The following is a 15,331-nucleotide window of genomic DNA, read 5'->3' as shown; positions in this document are numbered from 1 at the left end:
TCGACCCGAAACCGGTGCTTAACCATGGGACGGCAGCCTTCTCCAGTCAAGCGCGACCTCGGCTTTCGGGCAACGATTTCATTTAGCACTAAATTAATGAACTTGACGAAGCGGCAGCGTTGCGATAGCCGATCCGCAAATAAAACGCAGGGAGAGGGCTAATGAACAATATTCGCAACAGCCGGCGGCATCGTGCGCTGACAGGTACATCCGTCGTGGCAGCCATGTTCGTTGCAGCAGCACCGAGCTGGGCCCAGGACAATGTTCCACCATCGCAAGTTGCCGCTGAAGAGGCGACCGACGATGCCGAGATCATCGTCACCGGCACCAGTATTCGCGGCGTTCCGCCCACGGGTTCCAATCTGATCGGCGTCACCCGCCAGGAAATCGAGCTGATCGGCGCGACCTCGACCCCGGAATTGCTGGCCACCGTTCCCCAGTTGAACAGCTTCAACACCGCTCCCCGCACCAGCAACGGCGGTCTCGGATCCTTTGCACCCGGCCTTCGCGGATTGCCGTCAAGCGCCACCCTGCCACTGATGAACGGGCACCGGCTGATTTCGGGCAGTACCCAGCAAACCAATCCCGACTTTCCCTTTCTGCCGGACCTGGCGATCGAACGGGTCGAAATCGTGGCGGACGGCGCATCCGCCATTTACGGGTCGGACGCGGTTGCGGGCGTGATCAATTTCATCACGCGCAAGCGGTTCTCCGGCATCGAGGCGAGCGCCCGCTACGGCATGGCTGACGACTATTACACCTTCAGTGCCGGCGGCATTGTCGGCAAGGACTGGGGCAGCGGCTCGGTTGCCCTGTCCTATCAATATTCCGAGAACAGCAACATCACCGGTGCCGACCGTGACTACCGGTCGCTGGATTTTCGCGATGCCGGCGGCGTCGACACGCGCTCCACCGTGTGCCCGGACGCCAATGTCAATCTGTTCGCCGGCACCATCTATGCCGCTCCGAGCCTGGCACCGGGCGTCAACACCTGCGACCCGAGAGGTCCGGTCGATCTGCTCCCGACGAACCGGACGCACACCGGCTATCTGACCATCCGCCAGGATGTCAGCGACAATGTGACGATCTGGGGCGAAGTGCTTTACACGGATCGAAAGGATACGGTGCAGGCTGCCTTGCCGAGCCAGACGTTCGTGCTCATCGTTCCGTCCAATCCGTTTTTCCGGGCCCCTCCCGGGACCGGTGCGGCGTTCGAATTTGTCGATTTCCGGCCCGACAATCTGGTCGGCGCGGATCATTTCGACCAGACCTACCGGGTCAGAAGCGGCAATTCGTCCGTGGGCGTCGATTTGAATTTGCCCGGTGATTTCAAGGTCACCGCTTCAGGCACGTTCAACTGGTCGCGCAATGATACGTTCCAGCCGGGGCTGGACACGGCCGCGTTGACCGCCGCTGCTGCCGGCACCACGACCGCGACCGCTCTCGATCCATTCGGAACCGGGACCAGTCCGGCAGTCGTTGCCGACATTCTCGACTTCAACACCGATTTCACCAATCATCAGCGCACCCGGTTGGCGGCGCTGAAGATCGATGGCCCCCTGGCAGAGCTCCCGGGCGGGCAGTTCAAGATCGCTGCCGGCGCCGAATATCGTCGGGAAACCTACGAGCAGCGCGGCGCAAGCGGCGGCGTACCGTTCCCCGAGAATCTCGATCGCAACGTTACGTCACTTTATGGCGAACTGTTCGTGCCGATTTTTGGCCAGGGCAACGAGGCTCCGCTGATGTACAGCCTGACGCTGTCATTGTCGGGCCGCTATGATCATTACAGTGACTTCGGATCGACCACCAATCCCAAATTCGGCGTCAACTGGGAGCCGGTGCAGGGCCTGAACCTGCGCGGGACATATGGCCGGTCGTTCCGCGCCCCGGGATTGCGTGATCTTGGCTCCACCGTCGGCTCTTATTATGCGGCCGCTGCCCTCGTCGATGCGTTCGGCGTGCGCGATCCTTCGCGTGGCGCTGCGCAAGTCAACACCATGCTGCTGCTCGGCGGCAATCAGGATCTGAAGCCGGAAAAGGCGCGCACCTTTTCGTTCGGCGCGGATCTGCGCCCCGCCTTTCTTCCGGGTTTCCGGGCGAGCGCGACCTTTTACGACATTGTCTATGATGACGTGATCGGAACGCCGTTCGGACTGGGGGCGCTCATATTCACCGATCCGACGTTCGCGCCGCTGGTCGTGCGCAATCCGACGGCCGCGCAGGTTGCCGGAGCGATCGACAATACGGTTCCCTTTTTCTACACCTCTGGCGCGGTGCCGGCGATCGGCAACCTGCTTGACTTGCGTCAGGGAAATTTCGGCGTTCGCAAGACCAACGGGCTGGATTTCGACGTCAACTATCGCAGCTCCACCGGTTTCGGCAGCATTTTTGCCGGCATCGCCGGCAATTATATCCTCAACTACGAAACGCAATTGTCGCCTACTTCCGCTGTCAGCAATTCGCTGGATGCCGGAATCCCGCGGACAACCTTGCGCACCACGCTTGGTTTCCAGGCGGGCCCGGTCACCGTGGCAAATTTTGTCAATCACCGCAGCGGCATTACCAACAGCTTTGCCACGCCGACAGGATCCAGCGTTTACAAGGCCAAAGGATATACGACGGTCGATCTCCGGCTGTCGGTGAAACTGCCCGACACCGGTTTCGCTGAAGGGACGGAGCTATCGATGCAGATCAATGATCTGTTTGATGCAACACCGCCGTATTTCCCGGGTACCGACGGAATCGGCGGGTCGTACAACCCGATTGGCCGATATGCGGCCGTCAGCCTCAGCAAAAAATTCTGAGGTCAAATCCAGATATGGTTCCCAATCGCGGCACAACCGGTCCTTCCTTCGACCCCACCGAACCCGTCGATGTGCGCCCCTCTCTGCAGTCCTTCGTTGACTCTGGGGAGCTGGCAGGCGTTGTAACGCTGGCATCGCACCATGGCGAGATCGTGCAGGCCGATGCTGTCGGCTGGCGCGATATCGAGTCGCGATCGCCGATGCGGATGAACAGCCTGTTCCGGATCGCCTCCATGTCCAAACCGGTTACATCCGTTGCGGCGATGATGCTCGTCGAGGAAGGCAGGATTGCTCTTGACGACCCGGTCGCCAAATGGATTCCCGAACTCGCCGATCCTCAGGTTCTGCTCGACCCGGCGGGGCCGATCAGCGCGACCATTGCGGCTCGACGGCCCATCACGGTCGATGATCTGCTGACCCATCGTTCCGGCATCGCCTATGCTCCCTTTTCAGAGGGCCCGCTCAAGCAAGCCTATGAGGATGCCCTGGGCGATCCTGCCAACAACCGGGCGACCGTGGACGAATGGCTAGCGGCCCTTGGCAGCTTGCCGCTCGCCCATCAGCCGGGTGAACGATTTCACTATGGCCATTCGACCGAAGTGCTCGGCTTTCTGATTGGACGCGTGGAAGGCAAGCCATTGCGCCAGGTGCTGAAGGAGAGAATATTCGCCCCCTTGCAGATGATCGATACGGATTTCTGGCTGCCGCTGGAAAAGCGGGATCGTCTTGCCAGCGTCTATGCCTATGACGAAAGGACCGGTCGGCTGGAAAAAATGCGTCCCGAGATGTACGACGAGCCTCCGGCCTATACCCCGGGCGGGGGAGGCCTGATCTCTTCGGCAGCGGACTATCATCGTTTCGCACGCATGTTGCTGAACGGCGGTGTGCTGGACGGCGCGCGGTTGCTCCAGCCCGAAACCGTTTTGCAGATGCGAACCAACAGGCTGACCGCCGAACAGCGCCGCTATCCCTTTGCCGGCATGCCGCTGTGGCAGAAATCGGGGTTCGGGCTGGGGCTGGCGATCGCCGAAGACCTGGTCGATAACCCCTATGCCTGCGGCGCGGTCGGGTCGCTGACCTGGCCCGGTGTCCTGGGTACATGGTGGCAAGCCGATCCGGTGAATGACCTGATCATGATCTACATGATCCAGCATCAGGTGCCGGTCTCGGCCAATTCCGGTTCGTCGATTGCTACCGGTGTGGGGGCGGCCGGCCGGCAAGCGCTGCCAGCCTATCAGCGCGCCATCTATTCGGCCTTGCAGACGCGTTCGGCACGCTTGGAGACGAATGAATGACATTCACGGAACAGGCACGCAATTCCGTCCACATCATCGGCCGCGGCTCATATGGTGGAGGAAGACCCATGCCGGTCAAGTTCGCGGCACTGGTCATGATGGTCGCTGGTACATCCGGTTGCGCCGCATCTCTTCCAGCGCCACCGCCAGCCGCTGCCGCCGCTCCGGATGAGGTTTCTGTCCCGGCCTTGCAATCGCTGCTGGACGGTTATGTCGATTCCGGAAAAATGCCGGGAATTGTCGTGGCAATTGGTCGCGGCGACGCGCCTCCGACATTTGTTGCCGCCGGCGCTATCGCCAATGACGCGGACGCCCCCCGAGTTGGGCCTGACTCCCTGTGGCGGATCTATTCAATGACAAAGCCGATCACGGCGGTTGCCACGATGATGCTTGTCGAAGAAGGCAGACTGGAACTGGATCAGCCGATCAGCGATTTCCTCCCGGCGTTTCAGGCGATGCGCGTTCTGGACGCGCCGGCAACGTCCCTCGACAATCATCCCGCTGCCCATGCCATTACCGTCAGGCACTTGCTGACCCATACCAGCGGCCTTGCTTACCAGTTTCTCGGCAAAGGACCGATATTTGACGAATATAAGCGGCTCGGCCTGTTCGGGGGTAGGGAGAAGGGCAGGGATCGGGAACGGCAGCCATCGACTCTCGCGGAATTTGCCGATCGCGCAGCGAGTGTACCCCTGCTCGCGGAGCCCGGGACCGAATGGCATTATTCCATCAGCAGCGACGTCCTCGGTCGCGTTGTCGAAGCGGCCTCGGAAATCCCGCTTGATCGATTCGTGCAGACCCGCATATTGCAGCCCCTGGGCATGACCTCGACATACTGGACGGTGCCGGCGGGCGAAACGGCGCGCCTCTCCACCAACTATGCCTGGGTCGAGGGTAAAATGGTGCCGATTGATGCCCGCTCGCAGACCGAATGGGTCAAACCCGCGAAGATTCCCTACGGTGGTTCCGGACTTGTTTCCTCGGCACGGGATTACGACCGATTTCTGCAGATGCTGGCCGGTGAGGGCAAAGCCGGAAACGTGCGCATACTGAAGCCTGAAACCGTTCGACTCTCGCTTTCGAACCTTCTGCCGAATGGCGTCAAGGTTTCCGGAAACAGCGCGCCGGATACGGCAAAGGCCGATGGCTTTGGTGCGGGCGGCTGGGTCTATCTCGCCGATGTTCCGGAAGGCGTCCGCGCCGGGACCTACGGCTGGTTCGGAGCGGCGGGCACAGTTGCCTTCATCGACGTGAAGACAAGGTTGCGGGTGACGGTCATGGCCAATTATTTTCCGGCGGATAAATGGCCTGTCCAGGCTGACGTCGTGCGGGTCCTGTATTCCGTGCGAAATTCCAAGTAGAAGCGGTTCGGGCTCCAGCACACCGTTGCCGGTTTGCAGATTCGCGGGCCCGCACGCTTTCCCTTGGCCGGCGAGCAGGTCACGCCGCGGCCGCCGATACCATCCAGACCGGATCCTTTGGAGGCTCAAGCAGATTATCAAAAGCGCATGGCCAGATAATTGTTGTCCTGATATGAAAATCTCGTTAGCCAGATGGTCTACAGGAATGAATTCCGGCCGTCATGACCAATGGGCGCAAAAGCGCAGGGACGCCGAATTTGCAACGGACAAGGAGAAGTCGGATGAAGGTGCGTCAGAAAAGAAGATCCAGAATTGCATTGCTGGCCCTGAGTCTATCTGCTGGTACCGCCGCATTGGTGATGTCTGTGCCGGCACAGGCACAAGCTTCGACCGCTGCAAGCGCCGGGGCAACTTATTCCGAGCCGAAAGACTGGACGGCAAAGCCGCAGGGCGCGGCAACGATTTATGTCTCTCCGGAAAAGGATCTGAATGTGGCCGTCGTCAACGTGGCCAGTGCGCCGGACGCCAAGGCCGCTGCGGCAAAGGCATGGTCCGCCTACAAGCCCGATATAAGCGAACGGAAAATTCACCTCCTGACCCCGGCCGCACCTGGTGATGGCTGGGACGAGCGCGTTCAAATCAGTTACGAAACGTCTCCGACGGAAAAAATGGTGGTCTCCGCCCTGGTGATGCGAAAGGACGACGCATGGACGGTCATGATAACCGATGGCGCGGACGCGACGGCCAACAAGCGCTACGCAGCGCTCTCGATCCTTCAGGAAAGTATCCGTCCCGCGGGCTACCAGGCCGAAACATTCGCCGGCAAGACCGCACATTCCTTGACGCCGGAGCGCATCGAACTGCTGCGTCAGTTTGTGGCCGATTCCGCCCGCACGCTGGACGTACCGGGCGTGGGCATCGCACTGATCGATGGTGGGAAAGTTGTCTGGGAAGGCGGCGTCGGTGTCCGCGCGCTTGGCTCCCCCGAACCGGTTGACGAACACACGAAATTCATGGTGGCATCCAACACCAAGGGCATGGCGACACTTCTTCTGTCGACGCTGGCAGACGACGGCATGCTGGACTGGGATACACCGGTCACGTCGCTATATCCTTCGTTTCGGCTTGGCAGCGACGAGACCACCAAATCCACGCTGGTGCGGCATCTGGTCTGCGCCTGTACCGGGTTGCCGCGCAGGGATTATGCGTTCATCCTTGCGGATGCCGGTGCCCCGGCAACCGATACGTTTCGGCAACTGGCCGAATCCTATCCGACCAGCGATTTTGGCGAACTGTTTCAATATAACAACCTGATGGCTTCGGCGGCAGGCTATCTGGGCGGTGCGCTGGCCTACCCCGAAATGGAACTGGGGGCGGCCTTTGATCGCGCCATGGATGAGCGGATCTTTGAACCGCTGGCCATGGTTGACACCACTTTCGACTTCGAGAAAGCGATGAGCGGAAACTGGGCGCGGCCGCACGGTCTGAACGTTGACGGTCAGGTGGAGGTGATTCCGAACGACTTCAACTTTACCGTCGACCCGCACCGGCCTGCGGGCGGCGTGTGGTCTACCGCTGCCGACATGGCCCATTATGTCCAGCTCGAGCTGTCAAAAGGACTGGGTCCAGATGGCAAGCGGGTGGTCAGCGAGGAGAATCTGCTCGAGCGGCGCAAGCGCGGCGTGCCGGTCGGCGAGAACAGCTGGTATGGCATGGGCCTGTTTGAGAAGATCGCCTGGGGCGTTCCGGTCGTCACCCATGGCGGCACCCTGCTCGGCTACCGCAGCAATTTCTTTGCCTTGCCCGAGGCCGATATCGGGGCGGTGATCCTGACAAATGCCGACAGCGGCTCGGCGATGATTGATCCGTTTTTCCGCCGGCTGATGGAAGTGCTATATGATGGCAAGCCGGAAGCTGCGGCAGAAATCGCCGTGATTGGAACGCGGATCAAGGCGCAAAGCGCAAAGCGCCGCGCAGAATTGACCGTGCCGGGCGATGCGACCGTGCTCGCCAATCTGGCCGAGAAATATGTCAGCCCCGGTATCGGCACCATCACGATCAGTGAAAAGAACGGGACCAAATGGATAAAGGCGGGATTTGTCGAAGGTCCTATTGCAACCGATGCCAATGCCGACGGTAGCATTTCGCTCGTTTCGGCAGCACCGGGTGCGATCGGCCTGACGGCTCTGGTCGGTGAGGCGGATGGCAAGCGCACGCTGATGGTGCGCGATGCCCAGGACGAGTATATCTATACCGAGGTACGCTGATCGGGCGCACGCCTGCACGCTTCCGGTCTGAAAGGGTCGGCCCGGAAGCGGCAGCCCCGGTTCTGCCTAGAGCTTTTCGAGCTTTTTCTGTTCTTCGTGTATGGAAAGCAGCGACTGCATCAGTTCCTCGTCCGGGCTGGACATGATCCCGAGAACGTCCGCCTCTTCACAGCCGTCCGCGGCAAGATAGGCGTGGCCCATTTTTGCATCGATATAGATGGACTGGCCTTCGATGAGGGTAACGGGATCATAAAATTCGGTGTGGACGATGATCTGGCCCTTGAGGACATAGATAAATTCCTCGCCCTCGTGGCGAACGAGCGACCCGAATTCTTCCGGTGTCTTGGCCCTGATCTTGGTTATGACCGGGATCATGCGCTTCTGCCGCAGTTCGGTGCAGAGATAGTAATAATCGTAGTTCGCGGTCTCCACGCGGACAGAATTCTGAATCTCGCCGATGCTGCGGCGCGCCATGATCGATGGCCGCTCCGCTTCGCTGTTTTCCGCAAACAGCTCCGACATCCTGATGCCGAGCCGCTGGCTGACCTGCAGCAGCTTGTCATAGGTCAGGGTCAGGCGATCATGCTCGACTTTCGACAAGGTGGACAGGGGAATGCCGCAGGCCGCGCTCATCTGTTTCAGCGTCCAGCCATTGGCCTGGCGCAGGTTTCGCAAAATGGATCCCAGTGTAACGTCAGAAGCGAGCATATTGACCTTTGATTTACTCTTTATTTCTCTGACAATATTGAATCTGCTTAGTCAACTTAAACATCCATCCACCATTTCATCGCGATTTCAGGAAAATCGGTGCGGTCACCGTGATTCTGCAGCGGGCTGTGGCACAGGGCCAAGCCGGGAACATTGCTCGCCGCGATTCAGCCACCGGTGGGATTAGCGCAGACGGAGCGCTCCTGGCCGGGAGGCGTCGCAATGGTCTTGCGGCCGTCTGCGTACCTGTTTTTTCAATCTGCAGCGATAAAATGATAGGCGGTATAGGGCTGGAAGGAGAATGACAGGCGGGCCCCGCGATCAGTTTCGTAGAATTCTGCCCGTTCGTAGGGACCATTTTCTGGCACATCCGTTACCTTTTCGTAGAGATGCGGTCCGATCCGTTCCCAGATCGTCTTTTCCTCCTGGATGATGAACTCCACACTATTCGGCCCCGCCGCGCTTGCTAGGATGTCATAATCCGGGTTGGGGACCTTGCTGTAATCCCGCCGATTGGAACGATAGCGGCCCATGGGAGCGGTCTCCGCCGCTCCGCCCCAGCGAGCGGTTGGCTTCTGCGGGAACATATAGCCGGTGATCGCCTTGCTCAGCACGGTGCGGGCCTCCGAACTGCCCTCGCCGCCGGACATGGAAATATAATAGCCAAAGCCAAGGTCCGGTGCGATCACCAGATCGGAGTGAAAATCGATCGTGTTGCCGGCATGGCCTACAAGACGCGGATTGGCTTCCCGCTCGACCAGAAAGCCATGCGCCATCCCCTCGACACGCGGCGCATTGGCAGCGGAGTTGCTGAACAGCAGGCGCACCGTTTCCGGTTTCAATATCCGTTGCCCGTCGAGAGAGCCTCCGTTCAGCAACGCCAGCATGAAGCGGCCCATGTCCTTGCCGGTCGACGAGGCTGAGCCTGCCGGCATGACCAAGGCCAGATATTCATGTCCTTTCGCGACAAATTTCCCGTCCTTGACTTCGTAGCCGGTAGCCATGTTCTCGCCCAACGCCCCCTGGAGCGGCTCCGAAAAGGTGGTCGATGTCATGCCAAGCGGCTTGAAGATATGGTTCTGCGCATATTGGTCGAACGGTTCGCCGGACATGCGCTCGACGATATAGCCGGCCAGCGACGCGCCGAAATTGGAATAGGCCGTTTCGACCCCCGGCTCCCAGACGCGGCGCGGCACTTTTGCCTTCATCCACTCGCTGTAGGGCATCAGTTGCGTTGCATCATAGACGATGAAACCGCTGATGTCGCTCATTCCCGGCCTGTGTGACAGAAGGTCGCGGACCTTGATCGGAGCAAAGCCGTTACGCGGGATTTCAAAGTCGATATAGCTGTTTACGTCGGCATCCAGATCCACCTTGCGGGCCTCGATCTGCTGGGCCAGCGCGACCCAGGTGAACAGTTTCGAGACAGAACCAGGGTGAAACAGGGTGGCGTCCGGATCGACCGGCACATTGTCCTCGATATTCTTGAAACCATAGCCCTTGTCGGTGAATATTTTTCCGTCATGAACGACGGTTACCACCGCTCCTGCCACTTCGCTGGTGCGCAGCTGGCTTGCCACCATCTCGTCGATAAAAGCGGGAAGTGTGTTCAGGCTCTGGCGCTCGACTTTGTCCACCGCGTCGATTGGCGGCGCGACCGGGCTGCCTGCTATCGCGGCGATTGGCAGCAACAGGGCAGGGACCAGAGCCAGCAGAACCTTGTTGCCGAACCGTGACGCTGCGCCGATGAAATTCTGCGACATAACCCGTCCCTCCTTTGATATTCTCCAATCAGGATTGTCTGGCAGAATTGGTTTTTGCTGTCAACGCTTTGAAAAACTGTGAATTCAAGGCGGCATTTCTTGAAAGCAGCTACACAAGGCGCCTCAAACGTGCAGAGTTGCGCTGATCGGAAAAAGCAGCGTTCGGGGAAGTTTTCCCAGATTTTGTAATTCTTGGCCGGGTGCTCCTAGCGGAAGTGGATTCGAAAATGCGCTAATCCCTTGTAAAAATTAGATATCCCATATTTTATATTGCGCAATCATCCAAGCTGTGCAAATCAGGAAAAAAGAGAATATTGTCCTGATAAGAAAAATTAAATTTAATCCGGTCAATAATTCTTCAATTCCAAGGGAGTAAGCAATGACCGGTAGCCTGATGAAAACACGCAACGCAATCTTTCAAGGCGGCTATATAAGCGCAGCGGCAATCGGCCTCTTGAGCGCACCCGCAGTTCAGGCCCAAACCGATGCAGACTCGGAAAAGACCGCGACCAATTCAGCAGAACCCATCGTCGTTACCGGTTCGCGTATTGAAAGAGCGGGATTTGATCAGCCTACCCCGACGACGGTCATCGGTGGAGAGGATCTCCTTCAGGGCGACCGAGTGAATATCCAGCAGATTCTGAACGATCAGCCGCAGTTCCGCGCCACGGTAACGCCAACGGTTTCGGTAGGAAATACCAGCAGCGGGACCGCCCCTGCGGATCTGCGCGGGCTGGGGACCAACCGTACCCTCACACTCGTGAACGGAAGACGGTTTGTTGGCGACAACAATCTCAACTTCGTTCCGGTTAGCTTGATTTCCCGCGTCGAGGTTGTAACTGGCGGCGCTTCTGCTGCCTGGGGTTCGGGCGCGGTGGCCGGCGTTGTAAATATCATTCTCAACGACGAGCTTGAAGGTCTGTCGCTTGGCGCGGACTACGGATTGTCCTCGCGTGGAGACGGCGCGCGCTACGGCTTCGAGGGAAGCTACGGAACGTCCTTTTCCGATGGCGCCGGCCATGTCATGATTGGCGCCGAATATGTGAAGGACAAAGGCGTTCTCGACCGCAACTCGCGCGAAAATCTTGGCAGCGCCAATTTTATTCCGGTGGCCGGGGGGCAGCAACTGGTCCGAGATGTCAACACTCTGCCTTTTGGTATCAGTGGCGGTGGCGGGCTGATCACGTCAGGAATATTTGCCGGACAGACCTTCAACCTTGATGGATCGCTCCGCCCGTTTGATGGCCCGAATGCACAGGGTGTTGGCGGAACTGATGCGGTCGGGCTTTACGACCATATCATTGTCTCGACCCCGCTTGAGCGCCTCAGCGTATATGCCCGAGCAAGCTATGAGATCGGCAATGCCAAAATCTGGATCGATGGTACCTATGGCCGGTCCGAATCCGACTATGACTTCCTGCCGGACTTCCTGGTTCCACCGCTGACCATCCAGGCAAACAATGCCTTTCTGTCAGCGGGAATCCAGAGCCAACTGGCCGCTGCCGGCGAAACCAGCTTCAGCTATTATCGATTGTTCGACGACCTGTTGATGCTGCGATTTGACGGGGTCCGCGAGAACAAGGAAGGCGCGATCGGCATCGATGGCACCTTTGGCAACGGGTTCAAATATAGCGCCCATTACAGCCATGGCGAAGTCGACAGCGATCAGTCATTGCGGAACGCGCGCCTGGCCGGCAACTTCAACAATGCCGTCAATGCCGTCCTCAGCGGCGGATCCATTGTCTGCGCCATCAATGCGGACGTACCAACGGCAAATGATGATCCTGCCTGCGCGCCGCTGAACCCGTTCGGTCAGAATAATGCTTCCGCAGCCTCCCTCGATTATGTGACAGGTACGCAGCGTTCCTTCTCGACCAGCAAGCTCGATTCCATGGGTGCCGAAATTCAGGGAGATTTGTTCTCGCTCTGGGCTGGCCCGATCACTCTTGCCTTGGGTGTCGAAGCACGATGGGAAGAGCTGGTTGGAACACGGACACCCGAAACAGTGGCTGGCGGTTTTGGTATTCCGGTATTTACCTCGGACCTGTCTGGCGGGTTCAATGTCAAGGAAGGCTTTGCCGAAGTTGTAGTGCCGTTGCTCGATTTCGAGGACAAGTTCGCTCTCGATTTCAACGGCGCGGCGCGCTATTCCGACTACAGCACCAGCGGCGGCATCTGGTCATGGAAGGCCGGTGGTACGGCTCGTCTGTTCAACGACGTGCTGTTACGGGTAACCCGCTCGCGCGATATACGGTCCGCGTCCGTCAACGAACTCTTCTCCCTTAGATCGATCAATGTCAGACCTCTGGTTGATCAGGATACCGATGGCCGTGCCGCAGCCAATCCCGCCTATAATTCCAACCCGACGCTGGTCACCACATTCACGGGGGGCAATCCAGATCTGAAACCCGAAATAAGCAGCACGCTGACCTTCGGTGGATCGATTTCGCCATCCTTCCTGCCGGGCTTGCGGTTCTCTGTCGATTATTATGATATCAGCATTGATGGCGCAATTGCGACCTTGAGCGGCTCCAACCTGACTTTGGCGTGTAAGCAGGGAAGCGCTGACGCATGCTCGCGCATCACGCGTGACGGCACCGGCACGGTTACGCAAGTTTTGGCAAACTTCCAGAATATTGCCCGCTTCGAGACGAGCGGAATTGATTTTGAAGCCGCCTATGTCCGGCCACTATTTGACGGGTCCCTGAGAATTCGGGCGATTGCTTCCTACGTGGACAACTTTGTTTTCGATACCGGGCTGAACCGAACCGATACGGCCGGAGACGTGGGATCCGGAACCACAAATGGCGTTCCGCAATGGCGCGGGACCTTGAGCGCGGGTTACGACAACGACGAATTCGGCGCAGATGTTCGCGTCCGCTATGTTGACGGCGGCCTCTATGACCATCTGCTCACCAATCTGGTCAACAACAAGACCGATGCAGAAACATACGTCGACCTGGGAGTCCGGTTCAAGGTCAACGACCGGTTCACGCTTTCGGGCAATGTGAACAATCTGTTCGACAACAAGCCGCCGTTGTCGCCCCAGGGCAACCCGCATTATGATGTGGTTGGCACCTATTTTTCCGTTGGTGCCAAGGCGAAGTTCTGATTTATCCCTTATAAATCAGAAAAAGGCGGTCAGTGAAAACTGGCCGCCTTTTTGTTGTTTGCTTCCCGTCTGATGCAGCCCCTTACTTGCCTCCGCAGGCCCGCAATCGACGCGCTTCCGTCTATTCGACCACGGGCAGATCGATATAGGATGGATTTTCCGCATCATGGTGAATTTCATTCTTCGCCACCGTTGCCTTGCTTTCTGTCGCAACATTGCCCCCGCCGTTGAGGTTGCGGACGAATTTGGGAAAGTTGGAGGAGGTTACCTCGACGCGGATGCGATGGCCCTTGCCAAAGCGTATGCTGGTGGTCATCGGTGTTGGCCGGATCGTGTAGACCTGATCCGGATTCATCAGTTTTTCTTCGTCATATCCATCCCGATAGCGGGCGCGCTGAATGGTGTCGCCGATGATCCAGGCGGTTCCATCCGGTGCGACATCGACCAGTTTTACGGCAAAATCCGTATCTTTTGCGCTCGAGGATATGTTGAGCACGGCATCAACGAAACCGGTAACGTCCAGAGGTGCCTCCAGAGGATCGCTGGTATAAACCAGCACATCGTTTCGCGCTTCGATGACGCGTTGGTCGGCGGCGCCGGGGATCACGATTCCGCCATTGCAGCAGTCGCCGCCGCCAATGGTCTGGACCGGATTCAGGGGGTCATAATGATATTGATCGCCGGGCTCGTCTGCCGGTGGCATGGCCGTGCTCAGCTTGCCGTCGCCATAAAGGCTGTTCGCATTGCCGTCGCTGCGCAGATAGAAGCGGACCGTGATGGCGGTCGCCGGAGGCCATTGCGGAGCCGACTTCCAGCGGTTTTCTCCCATGTTGAAATATTGCACGTGCGGGGTGCTGGCCGGGAATGCCTTGCGGTCGCCCTTGAGCCAGCGGTCGAACCAGCCGAATATTGCACCGTCCACATCAAAACTGGTGTCGCCCATGTCGCGATCCCCAACCACCGTGTCGCGCCCGAGCTTGCTGTAGGCGCAGTGCACGACCGGCGCGATAACCGCATATTGATTGTCACGTGTTTCCTTGTCCTTCCCCGCGGCGCGGGCATGGTTGAACAATTCCATGTTGGGACCGATTGACACGTCATACCAGGAGTTGAACCACAGGCTGGGCACTCCCCATCCCATGTCCTCGTGATACAGGCCGCCCTCGCGCCAGGCGGGGTCGCCGGGCGTGCGGGCGATCAGCGTGTCGAACGTGCCTTCCGGCTCGCCCAGATCCGACATTATGTCGGCAGGCGGAAGATGCCTTATCTGATCTTTCCATTCCACTTTCGGCTTGGCTGCGGCAAGGCTGTTATAGGCTGCGATCCGTGCCCGCGTAGGCTGGTCAAGGCCGGACGGGATCTGCGCGCGAAGCGGGTTATCGACATTATACAACCACGGAATGAACAGGCTGCGCGGGACCCCTCCCGTGTACCAGTTGCCCTGCTCCTGGAATCTGCCGACTTTCCCGATCCCGGCCCCGGCCGACATCGGCACCATCGCCTTGTGCGCCGGATGGTCCATGCCAGCGAGCGCCAGCTGCCATTCTGCCGAGGACGAGCATCCGAGAGTGCCGATATTCCCGTTGGAAAATTCCTGTGCGGCGAGCCAGCTCAACGTGTCATAGCCATCGCTCTGCGGCTTGCCGAGAATTTCAAACTCACCTTCGGAAAAATAGCGGCCCCGCTCGTTCTGCACCACGAACACAAAGCCCCGCTGAACCGCCTTGATGGCGTAGCGCAGCGTTCCGCCCTTGATATCATGTTCGCTATAGGGTGTTTTCCAGAGAATGACTGGAAACGGCCCCTTCCCCTTTTTCGGTGTATAGATGTTGGTCGAAAGGCCGATCCCGTCGCGCATGGGTACCAGCACCGCCAGCGTTTCGTCGGCAATGTCCGCCAGCTCGGATTTCAGGGCCTCGTCGCTATATTTGGAATAGTCCTGCGCGGCGACAGGAGCGGAAAATGCAATCGCAGCCGGGGTCGTGCACAGCGCAGCTGCCAGTAGAATTGTCTTTTTCATC

At 58.7% G+C, this 15,331-nt stretch carries 8 protein-coding genes; 5 read left to right on the top strand and 3 right to left on the bottom strand.

Translation table 11 applies throughout. The features are described 5' to 3' along the window. The first annotated feature begins 161 nt into the window (after nt 1–161). The 4 genes from V7650_RS09600 to V7650_RS09585 all read left to right on the top strand — a co-directional run bounded on the left by V7650_RS09600 (nt 162) and on the right by V7650_RS09585 (nt 7,727). Complete coding sequence (locus V7650_RS09600) at nt 162–2,804, top strand: TonB-dependent receptor plug domain-containing protein (RefSeq protein WP_335656023.1); 2,643 nt, start codon at nt 162–164, stop codon at nt 2,802–2,804. Nucleotides 2,805–2,818: 14 nt separating this feature from the next. Further along, nucleotides 2,819–4,099 carry a serine hydrolase domain-containing protein gene (locus V7650_RS09595; RefSeq protein ID WP_335656022.1) on the top strand — a complete coding sequence of 427 codons (1,281 nt, stop codon included), beginning with the start codon at nt 2,819–2,821 and terminating at the stop codon, nt 4,097–4,099. Then, a complete protein-coding gene (locus V7650_RS09590; RefSeq protein ID WP_335656021.1) occupies nt 4,096–5,460 on the top strand; it encodes a serine hydrolase domain-containing protein in 1,365 nt (454 codons plus the stop codon). Before V7650_RS09595 ends, V7650_RS09590 begins: the two co-directional genes overlap by 4 nt. 359 nt (nt 5,461–5,819) lie before the next feature. Next, nucleotides 5,820–7,727 carry a serine hydrolase domain-containing protein gene (locus tag V7650_RS09585; protein WP_335656020.1) on the top strand — a complete coding sequence of 636 codons (1,908 nt, stop codon included), beginning with the start codon at nt 5,820–5,822 and terminating at the stop codon, nt 7,725–7,727. 66 nt (nt 7,728–7,793) lie between these two features. Here the strand turns inward: V7650_RS09585 and V7650_RS09580 are convergent, their stop codons facing one another. Next, entirely contained in the window at nt 7,794–8,435 is a 642-nt protein-coding gene (locus V7650_RS09580; protein ID WP_335656019.1) for a helix-turn-helix domain-containing protein, read from the bottom strand. 254 nt (nt 8,436–8,689) lie between these two features. Continuing rightward, a complete protein-coding gene (locus V7650_RS09575) occupies nt 8,690–10,198 on the bottom strand; it encodes a serine hydrolase domain-containing protein (RefSeq protein ID WP_335656018.1) in 1,509 nt (502 codons plus the stop codon). Between the two features lie 379 nt (nt 10,199–10,577). On the opposite strand from V7650_RS09575, the gene V7650_RS09570 reads away from it, so the two are divergent. Next, nucleotides 10,578–13,310 carry a TonB-dependent receptor plug domain-containing protein gene (locus V7650_RS09570; protein ID WP_335656017.1) on the top strand — a complete coding sequence of 911 codons (2,733 nt, stop codon included), beginning with the start codon at nt 10,578–10,580 and terminating at the stop codon, nt 13,308–13,310. Nucleotides 13,311–13,431: 121 nt separating this feature from the next. Here V7650_RS09570 and V7650_RS09565 read toward each other — a convergent pair whose 3' ends face one another. Then, entirely contained in the window at nt 13,432–15,330 is a 1,899-nt protein-coding gene (locus V7650_RS09565; protein WP_335656016.1) for a CocE/NonD family hydrolase, read from the bottom strand. Nucleotide 15,331 lies beyond the last annotated feature (1 nt).

Source organism: Parasphingorhabdus sp., from assembly GCF_036964565.1.
Lineage (GTDB): Bacteria > Pseudomonadota > Alphaproteobacteria > Sphingomonadales > Sphingomonadaceae > Parasphingorhabdus.
The sequence above is the reverse complement of the archived record's forward strand: the minus strand, read 5'-3'. Positions and strand labels throughout refer to the sequence as shown.

What these genes read in the sequence shown, in the direction of transcription:
- V7650_RS09565 (WP_335656016.1), bottom strand. Translation starts at nt 15,330, where the DNA reads ATGAAAAAGACAATTCTACTGGCAGCTGCGCTGTGCACGACCCCGGCT.
- V7650_RS09570 (WP_335656017.1), top strand. Translation starts at nt 10,578, where the DNA reads ATGACCGGTAGCCTGATGAAAACACGCAACGCAATCTTTCAAGGCGGC.
- V7650_RS09575 (WP_335656018.1), bottom strand. Translation starts at nt 10,198, where the DNA reads ATGTCGCAGAATTTCATCGGCGCAGCGTCACGGTTCGGCAACAAGGTT.
- V7650_RS09595 (WP_335656022.1), top strand. Translation starts at nt 2,819, where the DNA reads ATGGTTCCCAATCGCGGCACAACCGGTCCTTCCTTCGACCCCACCGAA.
- V7650_RS09600 (WP_335656023.1), top strand. Translation starts at nt 162, where the DNA reads ATGAACAATATTCGCAACAGCCGGCGGCATCGTGCGCTGACAGGTACA.
- V7650_RS09580 (WP_335656019.1), bottom strand. Translation starts at nt 8,435, where the DNA reads ATGCTCGCTTCTGACGTTACACTGGGATCCATTTTGCGAAACCTGCGC.
- V7650_RS09590 (WP_335656021.1), top strand. Translation starts at nt 4,096, where the DNA reads ATGACATTCACGGAACAGGCACGCAATTCCGTCCACATCATCGGCCGC.
- V7650_RS09585 (WP_335656020.1), top strand. Translation starts at nt 5,820, where the DNA reads ATGTCTGTGCCGGCACAGGCACAAGCTTCGACCGCTGCAAGCGCCGGG.